Here is a 15954-nt window from a genome sequence, read left to right as displayed (position 1 = left end):
CTATGTATACATCACTAGCGTCTTGCAACGTAGTACACGTTGAACGGGTCTTCCTCGAGTTCCTTGACTTCCACGCTGCTGAACCCGGCATCACGGATCATGGCCGCTGCCAGCTCCTTGCCCCACACGGTTCCCAACCCCTGCCCGCCTTGTCCCAGCGAGACGGCCATGCAGTGAAAAGTGGAGATGGTGTAAAGGAAGGAAGCCCACGGCAGATCGGCGTTCTTTTCCAGGTTGCTGGACGCGTTGATATCCACCATAAGGAATGTTCCACCGGGTTTGAGCGCCTCGTGAATATTCTCCAGGACCTGCGCAGGATGCGCTTGGTCGTGGATGGCGTCGAAGGCTGTCACGAGGTGGTACCGGCCTTCTTCCTCAAGCTGGGTTACGTCCCTGGACACGAACCGGACGTTGGGAAGTTTCAATGCGGCGGCTTCGGCTCTGGCCACAGTCAGCGCCTCCTCAGCGAAGTCGTAGCCGGTGAAGGTGCTGTGGGGAAATGTGCTGGCTAGCAGGTTTACTGCATGGCCTTCGCCGCAGCCAATATCGGCCACGGCGATTCCTGCCTGCAAGTCACCTTCGCAGCCACTCAACGGGAGGATTGCGTCCAGGAGCGCGGCGTCGTTCACTGCGGCACTTTCGGAAGCCATGATGTGGTGGAACTGCGGGTAGTCGCTGTAATTTGTTCCACCGCCCTCCCGGAAAGCCCTGACGATCTTGGGGGCCACCTCGCCCATCAGTGTGAGATACTGCAGTGTCCGGGCCAGGTTTTCCGTTCCGGTCCCGCACAGAACCGGTACAAATTCAGGCCGAAGGTAATACGTGGAATCGCTGGGTTCATAGTCCACGAATCCCGCGGTCGTCATCCCTCCCAACCATTCGCGGACGTAACGCTCATGTAGGCCGGCAGCGTCCGCCACGAGTTGACTTGTCGCAGGGGGCAGCGACGCAAGGGTCTCAAACAGGCCGGTTTGATGGCCCACGGCAATGAGCAGTCCGATGGATGAACTGTTCAGGATGTCAATCAACCGTCCCGTTGCTTCCAGCGCCGCTTCCTGCCTCGCCTCTTCAAGTGACATTCGGGGCGTCGTCGCCGTTTCATATTTCCCGGGCTGGGTGGTCTCCATGGCATTTCCTTGGTCTTCAGGGGGCCGGTGGATCCGGCCTGTTGTCCCAATCCCCACGGTAGATTCAGGACCCATGAGCTTCTTCGGGCATTTTCTGCATTTTTTCGACCGAGCGTGGGTCGAACCATGCAGGACCCGGTGGAACGGCAGCTACGCTCCAGGCCGCTCGGAGATCCCGTGCTGGTGCGCCCAAGCGGCGGCGGCCGTCCTGGAAGTTACGCCGATCTTGGTGAAGATGTTGGCCAAATGACGTCCGGCTGTTTTTTCTGAAATAGTCAGCGACTTGGCAATTTGCCTGTTGCTGGAACCAGCCAGGACGCAGCCCAGTACTTCCACTTCCCGGGACGTCAGGCCGCCAGGCTCCTGGGCAGGCCGCGTCCAGGAGATGTGCTTGGCGCCTAGCTGGTTCCGGATGGCGGCCGCGGTGGCGCGCTCGGCCTCTGCGCGTCCGGTTTCACCCAGGGCAGCCCGGACAGTTGCCAGGCGTTCGTGGATCCGTGCCAGTTCATAGCGCATGTGTTGGGAGCGGTAGGTCTGTGCTGCGGATGCAAGCTCATTGATCGCCTCAGTCCAACGCCGCTCCTCCATCAGCACGGCACCACGCGCATGGTGGGCCCAGGCCAGGAAACCGGGGGTCTTGTAGAAAGCGGCGGTCTGTTCAAGTTCCAGGCAATGGGTGGCCGCCGCGCCGGGATCCCGGGGAGCCAGCAGTTCCACCAGGGGCAAGAGAAGGCCGGCCCTCCCCAAGGTTCCGCGGTCCGCCAAGGCAGCCCGAAGGGCCTCTATGGCGGCTTCTGTCTTTCCCGCATCGGCAAGCAGCAGGGCACGTCCTGGTTGCGCATCCAGCCCCAGCCCGCGGGCCAGGGCAAAGGCGGACTCTGCGCCGACCACGTCGCCACGGCGCCGACGGACCTCACCCAGCTCACAGTAGCCGTCCGCGGCGATCCAGCCGTGGGCATTCCTGAGGCGCTCGGCTTCGTGGGGCATCTCAGCCTCAACCTGTTCCCAATTGCCCTCAGTGCCGAGCAGTTGAAGTTCGTGAACGCGCGATATCCCGCTGTACATGAAGGATTGGGACAGCCCTGCACACCACGTTGCCAGCGCGTCGGTCCAAGCGCGCATCCGTGCGAAGTCTGCCATCTCGTAGCAGAGGTGGATGATGGAGCAGTAAATGTCTCCGCCCCACTCAGCCGGAACCTGCCCCGCCATCACGGGCAGCATGGCCTCGTCCAGGTCCTGGAATCCTCGTGCGGACTGTCCTGTCCGAACCGCCGCCAAGCCGGACAACATGTACCCAAAGCTGGCCAGTTCGGGTGAATCGTGCTTCCGGGTCATCTCCTTGAGGGAAACCGAGGCGGCGAGGGCCGGAACTGGATCCCCTTCGAGGTTCATTGCGTCATTGGCCTCAAGGTAGAGCAGATAGCCGTGTTCGGGCACCTCGGGCATATTCTCCAGCAGGCGGTGCGCACGATTGAGCCACGCCGAAGAAACTGCGAGGTTGCCGCGGATGCCCCACTGCATGGACAGCGTCAGTGCCGTCCGGGCCGCGGCCTGCGTCTGGTGGTCGTCATCCAGGCGATGGAAGATCTCCTCCGAGAGGGACATGGAGCGTTGAACGTCTCCCAGCCACCAGGCGGAACGGGACAGGATCTCAAGGTCCGGCGAGCTGAGTGGAGCGTCCTCGGCTGCCCGTTCCAGGCGTCGGCGCGCCACGTCCCATTCCCCACGGGCAAAGGCTTCGCGGGCCTCGGAAAGTTGCTGCAGCTGTTGGGACATGGGCTCTCCACGGGTTCGGCTCCAGCTTACTGCGGGAGCCGTTCCTTCGGCAGAAGGCTAGCCCCGGTTCCAGCCGTACTCGTTCTCCGGACGGCCTGGTGTTCCGTAGCGCGGCGCCCTGGTGACCGTCCCGGCGTCGGCCAGGTACTCCAGATACCGGCGGGCCGTGACCCGCGACATTCCCAAGGCATCCATGACTTCACTCGCGGAGACGGCTTGTTGCCGGGCGCGGACCAAATCCTTGACCGACTCCAGCGTGGAACCGGACAAACCCTTCGGCAGTGGTAGCTCCGTTGGTGCCCGAAGGCTCGCGAAGGCCTGGTCTACATCGCTCTGCGAAGCTCCGGCCTTGGAGATGCCGGACACCGAACCCGCTAATTGATCACGGAAAGTGCGGTAGCTGTTCAGCTTGTCGGCAAAGGTTGCGTACGTGAATGGCTTGATCAAATACTGCACGACGCCGATGGAAACGGCGCTGCGCACGATGTTCAGTTCACGGACGGCTGTGATGGCAATAATGTCGGCGAAGACTCCCGCAGAGCGCATGCGTCGGGCAACATCCAGCCCGTGGAGGTCCGGCAGGTTCATATCAAGCAGGACCAGGTCCACGGGCGAGCCGGACGCCGCGAATTCGCCAAGGATGCGCAGGGCAGACTGACCATCAGGAGCCGTTCCCACCAGCGTGAACCCTTGGAGCCGGCCCACGTAAATGGAGTGGGCGTCCGAGGCGATGGGCTCGTCCTCGATCACCAGGACGCGGATGTCTGTCATGCCTTCTCTTCCTCGGGGATGGGCGCGGGCAACACAACATGGAACTGGGCGCCCCCTGGATTGCTGATCGTCATAGTACCGTTCAGCCGCTGGACCGCTTGCCGGACCAGGGCAAGGCCGACACCACGTCCATGGGCTCCCCGCGGGTCGTCCTGGGCGGACTTGGTGCTGTACCCGTACTGCAACACGTCATCGATCGAACCAGGATCGATACCGGCCCCGGAATCCCGAACGGTAAATCCAACACCGGCCGCACTGGCTTCTACGTCCAGTTCCACCTTTCGGGGCATCTCACCGGACGCTGCAGCATCAATGGCATTGTCCAGGAGGTTTCCCAGAATCGTCACGAGGTCCTGGATTTCCAGACCGCGGACACCCGAACTCCCTGATGTCCGAACCACCAGTTCGACCCCGCGCTCATGTGCTTCGGCGGCCTTGCCCATCACCAAAGCACTCATCACCGGTTCATCCACCGAAGCAAGCATGTCGTCCGTGAGCTGCTGGCTAAGCTCCAGGTCCTTGGTGGCGAACTCGAGCGCTTGGGGCGTGCGGCCCAACTCAAGAAGGGAAACGATCATATGCAGGCGATTGGCATGCTCGTGGGTCTGGGCCCGCAACGCATCCGAGAGAGTCTTCATGGTTTCCAGCTCGGTTCCCAAGGACTCAATCTCAGTGCGGTCACGAATGGTGGCCACGGTGCCGTAGACCGATGGCTTTTGCCGGCTGCGGGCAGGAACCGGGCCCACGGCAGGGGCTTGGTTTACCACCAGGATCCGTGAACCAGTCAAATGGATTTCGTCGTGGGCTGGCCTGCCGGATTCGAAAAGCGCTCGCAGGCTCCCGTCGAAGGGGAGATCGGACAGTTTGGGTGCATCATCGGGGGAGCGGTCGGCCTCGGAAGGTTCCAATCCCAGCAACTCCGCGGCTTGATCGTTGTACATCACGGCTTTTCCCCGGGTATCGATCAGGATCACGCCTTCACGGACGGAGTGCAGGACTGATTCGTAGTAGGCGAAGAGCTGCGCGAGCTGTTCCGGACCCCAGCCGCGCGTCACGGATCGCAGGTAACGTCCGAGCAGCCAGGAGGCTATGGAGCCAAAGAACAACACCACGAGCGCGATGCCGCCAATCACTCCCAGCCTTTCGGCGACATCGGTATCCACTGTTCTTACGGTGATGCCTGCCGCCACCAAGGCCTTGACGGTTCCACCGGGGTCCTTCACCGGCACGATCGTCCGGACCGAGGGCCCCAAGGTACCGGCAGTGACTTCAGTGAAAGCCTCGCCCCGAAGGGCAGGCTCGATCGTGCCGATATAGGGCTTGCCCAGCTCTTCGGGACGGGGATGGGTCCATCGGGTCCGGTCGGGAGCCATGATGGTGATGAAATCCGCGTCCGCGTCCTTCATGACCTCCAGCGCATAGGGCTGCAGGATCGCCGATGGATCAGAAGTTGCCGCCGCCTGTAACACCAGGGGGTTGTTGGCAATGGACGTTGCGATCGCAAGCATCCGGCTGCCGGCATCCTCGTATGCCCTGTCCCGCGCCTCCAGTACCGAGAACGCGCCGAAGACAGCTGTCAGCACCAGCACGAACAGCAGGTTTGCCACAAACAAGCGGCGGGCGATGCTCCAGCGATGAAACAAGTAGGCCTCCCATGACCAATATGACCGCAACGGTGATGTGTGTCACCCATGGCTGAATGATGGATATCACACAAGGGCAGCGGATTGGACACAAGTGCAGGACCGCAGCGCCTTACACAGTATCCAGAAGGAGAATCCCATGACCTCTCAACGAGGAGAGTCGGCAGTAGCCGCCACCGGTGGACGCAGGGGGCTCGACAAGTCGCATTACCTGTACATCGCGGTCATCCTGGCCGTTGTGCTCGGTGCCGTGGTCGGCCTCATGTTCCCTGAGGTTGGAAAGTCCCTGAAGCCGCTGGGGGATGGCTTCATCAAGCTCATCAAGATGATGATCGCTCCGGTCATCTTCTGCACCATCGTCCTGGGCATCGGTTCCATCGCCAAAGCTGCAACAGTCGGCAAGGTGGGCGGACTCGCACTTGGCTACTTCGTGGCCATGTCAACCTTCGCCCTGGCTATCGGCCTTGTCGTCGGCAACCTGATCCACCCGGGCGAAGGCCTGAAGCTGACTCCTTATGATCCCAACAAGAAGGCGGCCACGGACAGCACCGTGGACTTCCTCCTGGGCATCATTCCCAGCGACATTCCCGTCCTTCCCACGCTCCTTGCCGCAATCCTGGTCGGCTTCGCACTCCAGAAGATGGGTAAGCAGGGCACCCCGATCCTTACCGCAATCGGCCACGGACAGCGCCTTGTCTTCCGGATCCTCATCATGATCATGTGGCTGGCTCCCGTCGGCGCTTTCGGTGCGATCGCCGCCGTCGTTGGTGCCACTGGCGCCCAGGCAATCCTCAGCATGTTCACACTGATGCTGGCCTTCTACATCACCTGCGCAGTGTTCATCGTGGTCATCCTTGGCTCCCTGCTCCGTGCGGTGGCCGGCGTCAACATCTTCAAGCTGATGAAGTACCTGGCGCGGGAATACCTCCTCATCTTCTCCACGTCCTCCTCCGAGGCGGCCCTGCCCCGTCTCATCGCCAAGATGGAACACCTGGGTGTCTCCAAGCCGGTTGTTGGCGTGACAGTACCCACCGGCTACTCCTTCAACCTTGACGGCACGGCCATCTACCTCACCATGGCCTCCTTGTTCGTCGCCAACGCCATGGGTACGCCGCTGGACCTGGGTGCCCAGATCTCGCTGCTGGTGTTCATGATCATCGCTTCCAAGGGCGCCGCAGGCGTCACCGGAGCTGGCCTGGCAACGCTTGCCGCTGGCCTGCAGGCACACAAGCCCGAGCTCCTTGGCGGGGTGGGCATGATCGTTGGCATCGACCGCTTCATGTCAGAAGCCCGAGCACTGACGAACTTCACCGGCAACGCCGTAGCCACCGTTTTGATCGGCACCTGGGTCAAGGAAATCGACAACGACCAGGTGGAGCGCGTTCTCTCCGGCAGCGAACCGTTCGACGAGACGACCATGATCGCCCATGGCGCAGAGGCTGAGGCTGCTCCGGAAGCTGAAACCCGCCACAAAGCAGCCATCTAGCAGGAACAGCTTCACGGCGTACAAAGCAACGAGGACCGACACCCAAGCAGGGTGTCGGTCCTCTGCCGTTCGTCGGGGAAACCAGCGAAGCCGCGGAAAACAGCTCTCAACCTCGTAACCTTCGACCTCAACTAGAGGGTAAAGGCTCAAAGATCAGCGAAAGTCAAGTTCCCCGAAATGCCGTGTCGGGGGCTGTAGCCTAGGTGGGTAGCAGCGCTGTACCCAGGGGAACAGCGGCAGGGAAGATCGTCGTCGAAAGAGTGGTTAGATACGTGAGCAGCGAACGGGGAACAGCTACGCTGGGAGACACCGAGCTCGATCTGGAAGACGCCATCATGGGGCCCACAGGCCGTCCTCACCGCGACTTCCCGGAACCGGCTCCGCTTGCCTCCCATGGCCCTGCAAGGGTCATCGCCATGGTGAATCAGAAGGGCGGGGTGGGCAAAACCACGTCCACCATCAACCTTGCAGCGGCGCTCGCGGAATATGGCCGGCGCGTGCTCTTGGTGGACTTTGACCCACAAGGCGCTCTTTCTGCCGGGCTCGGCGCCAATCCGCACGAACTCGATCTCACCGTCTACAACGTCCTCATGGACCGCAAAGTGGACATCCGGGATGCCATCCAGCAGACCGGAGTGGAAGGCGTGGACCTTCTGCCGGCAAACATCGATCTCTCCGCGGCTGAAGTGCAACTGGTCAACGAAGTCGCCCGCGAGCAAGTCCTGGACCGCGCCCTCAAGAGGGTTGAAGATGACTACGACGTCGTGCTGATCGACTGCCAGCCATCGCTCGGCCTGCTGACGGTCAACGCCCTGACCGCTGCCCATGGCGTCATCATTCCGTTGATCTGCGAGTTCTTCGCACTTCGGGCAGTAGCGCTCCTCGTGGAAACCATCGAGAAAGTGCAGGACCGTTTGAATCCGCGCCTGCAGGTGGATGGCGTCCTCGCCACTATGTACGACGCCCGCACCCTGCACAGCCGCGAAGTCATCTCGCGCCTCGTGGAGGCCTTCGGTGACAAAGTTTTCGAGACCGTCATCAAGCGTTCCATTAAGTTCGCGGACGCCACCGTGGCCGCGGAGCCTATTACGAGCTATGCCGGTAACCACATTGGTGCAGACGCCTACCGCCGCCTCGCAAAGGAACTTATCTCGCGCGGCGGCGCACCGTAGCGAACACGTGGGACGTTCACTCGCCGAGGCGGCAAGTCCGGAAAAAACGTCCGACGCCGGCACTTCCGACGCCCGTAGGGCGGGCTTTGAGGTTCGGCTCGCAAACTTCACCGGGCCGTTCGACCTCCTGCTGGGCCTGATATCCAAGCACAAGCTGGACATCACCGAGGTGGCGCTGGCCACTGTCACCGATGAGTTCATTAAGTACATCCGCCGCCTCCAGGAACTGGGGGAGGACTGGGCGCTGGACGAGGCCAGCGAATTCCTGGTGATTGCCGCCACGCTCCTGGACCTCAAAGCTGCCCGGCTCCTTCCCGCTGGCGAAGTAGAGGATGAGGAAGATATTGCCCTCCTGGAAGCCCGGGATCTGCTGTTCGCCCGCCTGCTCCAGTACAAGGCGTTCAAGCACGTAGCAGGTCTCATCAGTGAAACGCTCGAACAGGAAGACCGGAGATATCCGCGCCAGGTGGCGTTGGAAGGCCATTTCGCGGCGCTGCTGCCGGAACTCGTGTGGCGGCACACCCCCGAACAATTTGCGGAGCTTGCCGCCAAGGCGCTGAAACCAAAAGACGCGGCGCCCGCAGAAGTGGGATTGGACCACCTCCACGCGCCACCGGTGAGCGTCAAGGAGCAAGCCGGGATCATCGGCGACCGGCTTCAACGTGGAGCCCCGCTCTCCTTCCGCGCACTGATAGCCGACGCCGGGACTACCTTGGTTGTCGTGGCCCGCTTCCTGGCCTTGCTGGAGATGTTCCGGGACAGGGTTGTGACCTTTGAACAGGCGGGGCCGTTGGCAGAACTGACAGTGCGATGGACAGGGGATGTGGCTGAATGGGACACCTCGAACCTGAGCGAAGAGTACGAGGAAACGACTGAAGGGACAGCCAGTGACTGAGCAGGACATAGCCGCAGCCGGCCTTGCTGAGCTTGAAACTTTGCCCGGCGGGGCACGGGCAGCGCTGGAAGCTGTGCTCATGGTCATCGACGAGCCAGCCACCTCGGAAGAGTTGGCGGCGGGATTGAACGTAACGGTCGCCGTCGTCGAGGATTTGCTGCGGGACCTGCAGCGGGAGTATAGCGGCTATACTGTTAAAGCCCCGGACGTGGATGCTGTCGGCTTTGCCGTCGCCAGCTCTGCCCCCCGGGGTTTTGAATTGCGGAACGTCGCCGGTGGGTGGCGGATCTATTCACGGTCTGATTTTGCGGACATCGTGGGCAGGTTCGTCCTCGAAGGGCAGACCACCAGGCTCACTCAGGCAGCGCTTGAAACACTGGCGGTCATTGCCTACAGGCAACCGGTCTCCAGGGCCCGGGTTTCTGCAATTCGAGGCGTCAACGTCGATTCTGTAGTCCGGACTCTAACCCAGCGTGGTCTGATCGAAGACTCCGGGAACGATCCCGAATCAGGGGCTGTCCTGTATAGGACAACCTCCTGCTTCCTGGAACGGATGGGCATCGGCTCGGTGGCGGAACTGCCCCAGCTCTCGCCGCACCTTCCGGGTTTGGAAGGAATCGACCAGTACTACGACGCCAGCCGGATGTAAGCCCGGCACCGCACGATAACTACATACTGATTCACGGCACCGCATGGACGGTGCCACGGCGACAAGGGGCAGACGATGTCTGCCCGGCTGGCTAGTGTTGATTGCAGCACTAATTGCCGGCCATTACTACACAAGGACGGGTCATGACACAGGCGGGACGCCAGGGTTCACCACGTAACAGTTCGGGACGCAACAGTTCTGGACGCAATGAGGCAAGGGGCGGCACGGGCCGCTCCAACGCCGGCGGCTTCTCCGGCCGCGGCGGCAGTGCCGGCGCTGGAAAGCGCAACTTCACTCAGGGCGAGGGCCGCCCGTTCAAGGCTTCAAAGCCACGGGAAGCGGCCCCTTTCGATCCCGATAACCCCACAACGGCTGGCGATTACGATCGGGGCCAGGCCGCCAGGCCTGCCAAGCCCTTCCGCAAGCCCGGCTCCAACAAGCCCGGTTACGGCAAGGCTCCCGGAACACCCGGTGCGTTGAAGCCCAAGGCGAAGCCCGCCAGGCAGTACGGCTCCAAGGCTTTCGGCAGCGAACGCTTCGGCCAGAACCTGGGCCCCATCCGCAAGCCTGCACGCAACCGCGGTCCGCGCCAGGAAGTCCCGCAGTCGGACCTCCACGACGTCGACGGCGTACGCCTGCAAAAGGTCATGGCGCAGGCCGGCGTGGCTTCACGTCGCGTGTGTGAGGAAATGATCCTCGAAGGCCGCGTCGAGGTAGATGGCGTGGTCACCACCGAGCTTGGCATGCGTGTTGACCCCAAAACCGCCGTGATTCACGTTGACGGTATCCGCATCCAGCTGGACGAGACCCTCGTCTACATGGTCTTCAACAAGCCCAAGGGCGTTGTCTCCACCATGGAGGACCCCGAGGGCCGCCCGTGCATCAGCGACTTCCTGAAGAACGCCAAGGGTGAGCGGCTCTTCCACGTCGGGCGTTTGGATGTCGGCACCGAAGGGCTGCTGTTGTTGACCAACGACGGCGAACTCGCCAACCGCCTGACCCACCCTTCGTATGAGGTGCCCAAGACGTACCTGGTTCAGGTGCGTGGCCCCTTCCCGCAGGGCGTCGGCGCGCAGCTGAAGTCCGGCGTCGAGCTTGAAGACGGTCTGGCAACAGTGGATTCCTTCCGCCTTGTTGACTCCACCCCTGGCCACGTGCTCATTGAGGTTGTCCTGCACTCCGGCAAGAACCGCATCGTTCGCCGTATGTTCGATGCTGTTGGTTTCCCGGTAGAGCGTCTTGTCCGTGTCAAGATCGGTCCCATTGGCCTGGGAGACCAGCGCCAAGGAAGCATCCGCAACCTCGGCAGGCAGGAAGTCGGTCACCTTCTGGCATCTGTGGGGCTCTAGGGCATGTCGGCATTCCGCTCGCACGGCCGCGGCCATCTTGATGGCCCGGTCGTGGTTCTTGGTACAGGCTTGCTTGGAGCCAGCATTGGCCTTGGCCTGCGCGGACGCGGCGTTCCCGTTTTCCTTTTCGACCCCTCGCCAACGAACCAGGCGGTCGCGGTGGACATTGGTGCCGGCCGGCCCTTGGCCGAGCTTGACGAGCAACCGCAGCTGGTTGTTGTCGCTGCACCGCCTGACGTGACGGCCAACGTCGTGGAGAAAGCCCTGGCGGACTACCCGTCCGCCGTTGTGGTTGACATTGCCAGCGTCAAGGCAACTATCCAATCCCAATTGCGGGAGCGCGGCGTGGACCTGGCCAGGTACGTGGGGACCCATCCGATGGCCGGCCGGGAAAAGTCCGGGCCTGTTGCAGCCAGGGGCGAGCTTTTCACGTCCATGCCGTGGGTGGTTTGCCCAACGGAGGAAACCGACACCGACGCACTGCAGACGGCACGTTCGCTGGCGGGGGACCTGGGGGCAATCGTCTCCCAGTTCACCGCTGATGAGCACGATGAAGCGGTGGCTTTGGTCTCGCATCTGCCGCAGATCATGTCTTCGCTTCTGGCGAGCCGCTTGCAGGGGACACCCCTGCATGCGCTGTCCTTGGCCGGGAACGGGTTGCGGGATACCACCCGCATCGCTGCCAGTGATCCCACCCTTTGGGTGCAGATCCTGGGTGGCAACGCGGAAAAGGTTGTTTCCATCCTGCACGGTGTTCGTGAGGACCTGAATCGCTTGATAGGGACTTTGGAAGCGCCGAGTGCACCCGGAGCGCGGTTGGATCTCGCCCAGCTCATCAGTGAAGGCAACGCCGGGCAGGCCCGGATTCCGGGCAAGCACGGCGGGCCTCCACAAGCGTATTCCTGGCTGACCATCCTCGTGGATGACAAGCCTGGCCAGATCGCGCAGCTCCTGACCGAAATTGGGGAGATCGGCGTGAACGTCGAAGACCTCCGGCTCGATCATTCATCGGGCCAGAACGTGGGCATGGTGGAGCTCTCAGTCCTGCCGAGCAAGCATGACCTCCTTGTTGAAGCCTTGACCGACCGTGGATGGCGGGTACTCCAGTAATGACGCGTGAATTCTTTGGGCCGGAGACAGTTGCCCGCCCCGGCAAGCCGCTCGTGATCGCGATCGACGGCCCCTCAGGGTCGGGCAAGTCCAGCGTCAGCAAGGAAGTTGCCCGGCGCTTGAAGCTGGCGTACCTGGATACCGGTGCGATGTACCGCGCACTGACGTGGTACTGCCTCAAAACAGGGCTCGACCTCCAGGACGGCGCTGCGGTGGAGCAGGCTTCCAAGGTCATGCCCCTGGAAATCAGCACCAGCACCGCTACCGAGTATGTGGCAGTAGACGGCACGGATATTACCGATGAAATCCGTGATCCCTTGATTTCGTCCTCCGTGAGTGCCGTCGCTACTACATTGGGTGCCCGCACGGAGCTGATCCGCCGCCAGCGCCAGCTCATCGACCAGCACCATCACCGGATGGTGGTGGAGGGACGCGACATCACCACAGTGGTTGCCCCCAACGCCGAGGTCCGCATGCTCCTGACCGCAAGCGAAGAGGCCAGGCTCCGGCGTCGTGGTATTCAGTTGGGCGGTACGCAAAGCAAGGAACAGCTCGCCGCACAGGTGACACAGCGCGATGCCAAGGACTCCACGGTGGTGAACTTCACCCAAGCGGCTGACGGCGTTGTGACGCTCGATTCCTCGGACCTGGACTTTGAGGAAACAGTGGAAACAGCCCTGGCGATCGTTAGCAAGGTTATCTATGGCGACTAAGAACCAGCTTCCTGCGCTCCGCCTTCCAGCCAAGTGGACACGCATCTGGAGCCGTCCCGTTGGCTGGATCCTGGATCATGTCATCTACCGGACGGTCGTGGCGGGCAAGAGCAACATACCCGCCGCTGGTCCAGTGATCTTTGCGGGCAACCACATCAGCTTCCTGGACGGTCCCGTGATGTTCGGCGCCTCGCCGCGTCCCATGCACATCCTGGTCAAGAAAGAGATGTTCCGTGGATTCCTGGGCCGCGTCCTCAAGGGATCAGGGCAGATTCCCGTGGACCGAAGCGGTGACCGCAGCGCACTGCACGTGGGCAAGCACTTGCTCGACGCCGGCCGTTGCGTTGGGATCCTGCCCGAAGGTACCCGGGGGAGCGGCTCCGCTGACAGCATCAGCAATGGTGTCGCCTGGCTGGCCATCAACTCCGGGGCCACCGTCATACCAGTCGCGATCCTCGGAACCCGCAAGGGCGATGAGCACCGCGACCATATTCCCAAACCCCGCCGCAGGCTGTATGTCAGCTTCGGCGAACCCCTCACGGTGCAGCGCCGGAAGGGCGAACCGGGGCGTGTTTCAATGGACAGGGCGGCTGCGGCAATCCGCGATGCACTGGCCGGACACGTCCAGGATGCAGTCAGGACTACAGGGCAGGGCCTTCCCCAGGAACCTCCGTCCGGACCATCCACACCGCAGCACCGCCAAACAGAAGTAGCCGGGACGCCGGCAGACCACCATTAAGGAACGTGCAATGAGCGATACGACTCAAAAATCCGGCCTCCACGGAGCCGGCGACGACGAATACACGCCCACCGGCACCGACCAGGTGGCTGAAAACCTGGCTGCCCTGGACGATGACGAGGCCGAACTCCGTGCAGCCACCCTCCGGGCGGGCCTGGATGATTACGACCTCGACGAAGACGACGCCGCGCTGCTTAGCGGCGATTACGACGACGAAGGCGACGAAGGTCCCCTCAAGCTGGATCCGGTTCTTGCCATCATTGGCCGTCCGAACGTGGGCAAGTCAACCTTGGTCAACCGCATCCTGGGCCGCCGCGAAGCTGTTGTTGAGGACACCCCGGGTGTTACCCGCGACCGCGTCATGTACTCCGCACGTTGGAATGGCCGTAACTTCACGTTGGTAGACACCGGCGGATGGGAACACGATGCCAAAGGCATCCACGCCCGTGTTGCCGAGCAGGCCGAGATGGCTGTTGAGCTTGCCGACGCCGTTCTCTTCGTCGTGGACTCCGCCGTTGGCGCCACTGCAACGGATGAAGGCGTCATGAAGATGCTGCGCAAGAGCAAGAAGCCGGTCATCATGGTGGCCAACAAGGTGGATGACTTCGCACAGGAAGCTGACTCCGCTGCATTGTGGGGCCTTGGTTTCGGGCAGCCCTACCCGGTGTCCGCCCTCCATGGCCGCGGCGTAGCCGACCTCCTGGACCACGTCATGGACACCCTGCCTGAGTTCTCCCTGGTGGAGGGCGTGGAGCGTTCCGGTGGACCCCGGCGTATCGCTCTGATCGGCCGCCCGAACGTCGGCAAGTCCTCGCTGCTGAACAAGCTGGCGGGTTCCGAGCGCGTAGTCGTGGATCCGCTGGCCGGCACCACCCGTGACCCGGTTGACGAATTCATCGAACTTGGCGACCGCACGTGGCGTTTCGTGGACACCGCAGGTATCCGCCGCCGCCAGCACATGGCACAGGGCGCCGATTTCTATGCGTCACTGCGTACGCAGGCCGCGCTCGAAAAGGCGGAGGTCGCCGTCGTGCTCCTCGCCGTGGACGAGGTCCTCAGCGAACAGGATGTCCGCATTCTGCAGTTGGCCATTGAGTCCGGCCGTGCGCTGGTACTCGCGTTCAACAAGTGGGACCTGCTGGACGACGAACGCCGCCGCTACCTCGAGCGTGAAATTGAGCAGGACCTGGCCCACGTTGAGTGGGCTCCGCGAGTCAACATTTCCGCGAAGACCGGCTGGCACAAGGACCGTCTGGTTCCTGCCTTGGATACTGCGCTGGAAAGCTGGGACCGCCGTATCCCCACTGGCCGCCTGAACGCGTTCCTTGGTGAATTGGTGGCTGCCCACCCGCACCCGGTTCGCGGTGGCAAGCAGCCGCGCATCCTCTTCGGCACCCAGGCTTCCAGCCGCCCGCCGAAATTCGTGCTGTTCACCACCGGTTTCCTGGATCCCGGATACCGCCGCTTCATCACGCGTCGCTTGCGCGAAACGTTCGGCTTCGAGGGCACGCCCATCGAGGTCAACATGCGCGTTCGTGAGAAGCGCGGCAAGAAGCGCTAAATGAGACGGGCATCACAGTCGACTTTGGCTCTGATGGCATTGGCACCCTCCAACTTCGTGTAAGCTTTTGGAGGTGGTTCGGCCGGACTGCTTAGGTGGGACTCTTCGGAGGAAAACCTGGGCGGAGAACGGTGGAACCAGCGGGCTGTAGCGCAGCTTGGTAGCGCACTTGACTGGGGGTCAAGGGGTCGCAGGTTCAAATCCTGTCAGCCCGACCAAAAAGGCCGGAATCACGCGGAAACGCGGGGTTCCGGCCTTTGGTCGTTAAACCCCGATCTGCGTGGGCGGCGGCAAGCCCGCTCTTGTTCGCTCTACTCGCCGTTGTGCGGTGAGGAGAGCGAACAAGGACAGGTTCGGCCAACCCCGACGTCGAAACTCAGGCCTTCTGCAGCGCCCCCAGTGCGCGTACCAGGGGTTCGAGTTCGGGAACCTGCTCAGCGGCTTCCAGGGCGGATGCCAGGGTCTTATCGTGGACTGGCTTTGCTGCCTCGAGCAGCTTTTGGCCGGCGACCGTGAGCTCGGTGTAGATCCCGCGCCGATCATCCGCGCAGAGGATCCGCGTCAGCAGCCCCCGGTCCTCCAGGCGGTTGACCAGGCGGGTGGTGGCGCTGCTGGAAAGAGCCGTGGCTCGGGCAAGTTGCTGCATGCGCATGTGCCATCCATCCTGGCGGCTCAAGGCGTCAAGAACCGTGTATTCCACCACCGACAGTTCGGTGGAAGCCTGGAGTGCTTTCTCGAGTTCTGCCTCGATGCTTCCATGCAGGGCAGCGAGGGTGCGCCATCCCTGTGCCCGTACTTCTACGGCGTCATCCTTGATGCCCATGACTGTTGTGCTCCTGCCTTGGTTTGCGTATCAGCGCAGCCAGCCGAAAGTAGTTGCTTGCGCAATTATCTAGCGTGTGCAACTATATATACAGCGTCTGCAACTATTATTCTACGGGTCCCAGAGGCGCACATCCACTT

Annotated in this window: 14 protein-coding genes and 1 tRNA gene; 10 read left to right on the top strand and 5 right to left on the bottom strand. The window is 62.3% G+C overall.

From position 1 onward, the window contains the following. Positions 1 to 14: 14 nt before the first annotated feature. From ABIE18_RS20200 to ABIE18_RS20185, 4 genes are all read right to left on the bottom strand, one after another. Entirely contained in the window at positions 15 to 1127 is a 1113-nt protein-coding gene (locus ABIE18_RS20200) for a class I SAM-dependent methyltransferase (protein ID WP_499724316.1), read from the bottom strand. A gap of 150 nt (positions 1128 to 1277) precedes the next feature. After that, positions 1278 to 2903 (bottom strand): LuxR C-terminal-related transcriptional regulator, encoded by a 1626-nt coding sequence (locus ABIE18_RS20195; protein ID WP_499724315.1) that lies wholly within the window; start codon positions 2901 to 2903, stop codon positions 1278 to 1280. A 57-nt stretch (positions 2904 to 2960) separates the two neighbouring features. After that, complete coding sequence (locus ABIE18_RS20190) at positions 2961 to 3674, bottom strand: response regulator (protein ID WP_499724314.1); 714 nt, start codon at positions 3672 to 3674, stop codon at positions 2961 to 2963. Continuing rightward, complete coding sequence (locus ABIE18_RS20185; RefSeq protein ID WP_499724313.1) at positions 3671 to 5317, bottom strand: sensor histidine kinase; 1647 nt, start codon at positions 5315 to 5317, stop codon at positions 3671 to 3673. Before ABIE18_RS20185 ends, ABIE18_RS20190 begins: the two co-directional genes overlap by 4 nt. Positions 5318 to 5456: 139 nt before the next feature. Here ABIE18_RS20185 and ABIE18_RS20180 point away from each other — a divergent pair, with 139 nt between their 5' ends. The 10 genes from ABIE18_RS20180 to ABIE18_RS20135 all read left to right on the top strand — a co-directional run bounded on the left by ABIE18_RS20180 (position 5457) and on the right by ABIE18_RS20135 (position 15209). Then, positions 5457 to 6803 carry a cation:dicarboxylate symporter family transporter gene (locus tag ABIE18_RS20180; protein WP_499724312.1) on the top strand — a complete coding sequence of 449 codons (1347 nt, stop codon included), beginning with the start codon at positions 5457 to 5459 and terminating at the stop codon, positions 6801 to 6803. A gap of 272 nt (positions 6804 to 7075) precedes the next feature. Next, positions 7076 to 7975: a ParA family protein gene (locus ABIE18_RS20175; RefSeq protein ID WP_216922900.1), complete on the top strand. Its 900-nt coding sequence runs from the start codon at positions 7076 to 7078 to the stop codon at positions 7973 to 7975. 7 nt (positions 7976 to 7982) lie between these two features. Further along, on the top strand, positions 7983 to 8870 hold the full coding sequence (locus tag ABIE18_RS20170; protein ID WP_499724311.1) for a segregation and condensation protein A: 888 nt from the start codon (positions 7983 to 7985) through the stop codon (positions 8868 to 8870). Continuing rightward, on the top strand, positions 8863 to 9519 hold the full coding sequence (gene scpB, locus ABIE18_RS20165; protein WP_499724310.1) for an SMC-Scp complex subunit ScpB: 657 nt from the start codon (positions 8863 to 8865) through the stop codon (positions 9517 to 9519). The genes ABIE18_RS20170 and scpB overlap by 8 nt, the downstream gene beginning before the upstream one ends. 143 nt (positions 9520 to 9662) lie before the next feature. Then, entirely contained in the window at positions 9663 to 10868 is a 1206-nt protein-coding gene (locus ABIE18_RS20160) for a pseudouridine synthase (protein ID WP_477522875.1), read from the top strand. A gap of 3 nt (positions 10869 to 10871) precedes the next feature. Further along, positions 10872 to 11978, top strand: a complete 1107-nt coding sequence (locus ABIE18_RS20155; protein ID WP_499724309.1) for a prephenate dehydrogenase — start codon at positions 10872 to 10874, stop codon at positions 11976 to 11978. Further along, a complete protein-coding gene (gene cmk, locus ABIE18_RS20150) occupies positions 11978 to 12691 on the top strand; it encodes a (d)CMP kinase (RefSeq protein WP_216922906.1) in 714 nt (237 codons plus the stop codon). The genes ABIE18_RS20155 and cmk overlap by 1 nt, the downstream gene beginning before the upstream one ends. Next, positions 12681 to 13430, top strand: coding sequence for a lysophospholipid acyltransferase family protein (locus ABIE18_RS20145; RefSeq protein ID WP_499724308.1), 750 nt, complete (start codon positions 12681 to 12683; stop codon positions 13428 to 13430). The genes cmk and ABIE18_RS20145 overlap by 11 nt, the downstream gene beginning before the upstream one ends. Before the next feature lie 10 nt (positions 13431 to 13440). Continuing rightward, on the top strand, positions 13441 to 14991 hold the full coding sequence (gene der, locus ABIE18_RS20140) for a ribosome biogenesis GTPase Der (RefSeq protein ID WP_499724307.1): 1551 nt from the start codon (positions 13441 to 13443) through the stop codon (positions 14989 to 14991). Between the two features lie 141 nt (positions 14992 to 15132). Beyond that, a tRNA-Pro gene (locus tag ABIE18_RS20135) sits at positions 15133 to 15209 on the top strand. Between the two features lie 158 nt (positions 15210 to 15367). Here ABIE18_RS20135 and ABIE18_RS20130 read toward each other — a convergent pair. Further along, positions 15368 to 15814 (bottom strand): MarR family winged helix-turn-helix transcriptional regulator, encoded by a 447-nt coding sequence (locus ABIE18_RS20130; RefSeq protein WP_499724306.1) that lies wholly within the window; start codon positions 15812 to 15814, stop codon positions 15368 to 15370. Positions 15815 to 15954: the final 140 nt, after the last annotated feature.

This window comes from Arthrobacter sp. 2762, assembly GCF_040548745.1.
In the GTDB taxonomy this organism is placed as follows: Bacteria; Actinomycetota; Actinomycetes; order Actinomycetales; family Micrococcaceae; genus Arthrobacter.
This window is presented reverse-complemented; position numbering and strand designations above follow the sequence as displayed.

Excerpts from the sequence above, each read along its gene's own strand:
- ABIE18_RS20200 (WP_499724316.1), bottom strand. The coding sequence starts at position 1,127 with ATGGAGACCACCCAGCCCGGGAAATATGAAACGGCGACGACGCCCCGA.
- ABIE18_RS20195 (WP_499724315.1), bottom strand. The coding sequence starts at position 2,903 with ATGTCCCAACAGCTGCAGCAACTTTCCGAGGCCCGCGAAGCCTTTGCC.
- ABIE18_RS20190 (WP_499724314.1), bottom strand. The coding sequence starts at position 3,674 with ATGACAGACATCCGCGTCCTGGTGATCGAGGACGAGCCCATCGCCTCG.
- ABIE18_RS20180 (WP_499724312.1), top strand. The coding sequence starts at position 5,457 with ATGACCTCTCAACGAGGAGAGTCGGCAGTAGCCGCCACCGGTGGACGC.
- ABIE18_RS20160 (WP_477522875.1), top strand. The coding sequence starts at position 9,663 with ATGACACAGGCGGGACGCCAGGGTTCACCACGTAACAGTTCGGGACGC.
- ABIE18_RS20155 (WP_499724309.1), top strand. The coding sequence starts at position 10,872 with ATGTCGGCATTCCGCTCGCACGGCCGCGGCCATCTTGATGGCCCGGTC.
- cmk (WP_216922906.1), top strand. The coding sequence starts at position 11,978 with ATGACGCGTGAATTCTTTGGGCCGGAGACAGTTGCCCGCCCCGGCAAG.
- ABIE18_RS20145 (WP_499724308.1), top strand. The coding sequence starts at position 12,681 with ATGGCGACTAAGAACCAGCTTCCTGCGCTCCGCCTTCCAGCCAAGTGG.
- der (WP_499724307.1), top strand. The coding sequence starts at position 13,441 with ATGAGCGATACGACTCAAAAATCCGGCCTCCACGGAGCCGGCGACGAC.
- ABIE18_RS20130 (WP_499724306.1), bottom strand. The coding sequence starts at position 15,814 with ATGGGCATCAAGGATGACGCCGTAGAAGTACGGGCACAGGGATGGCGC.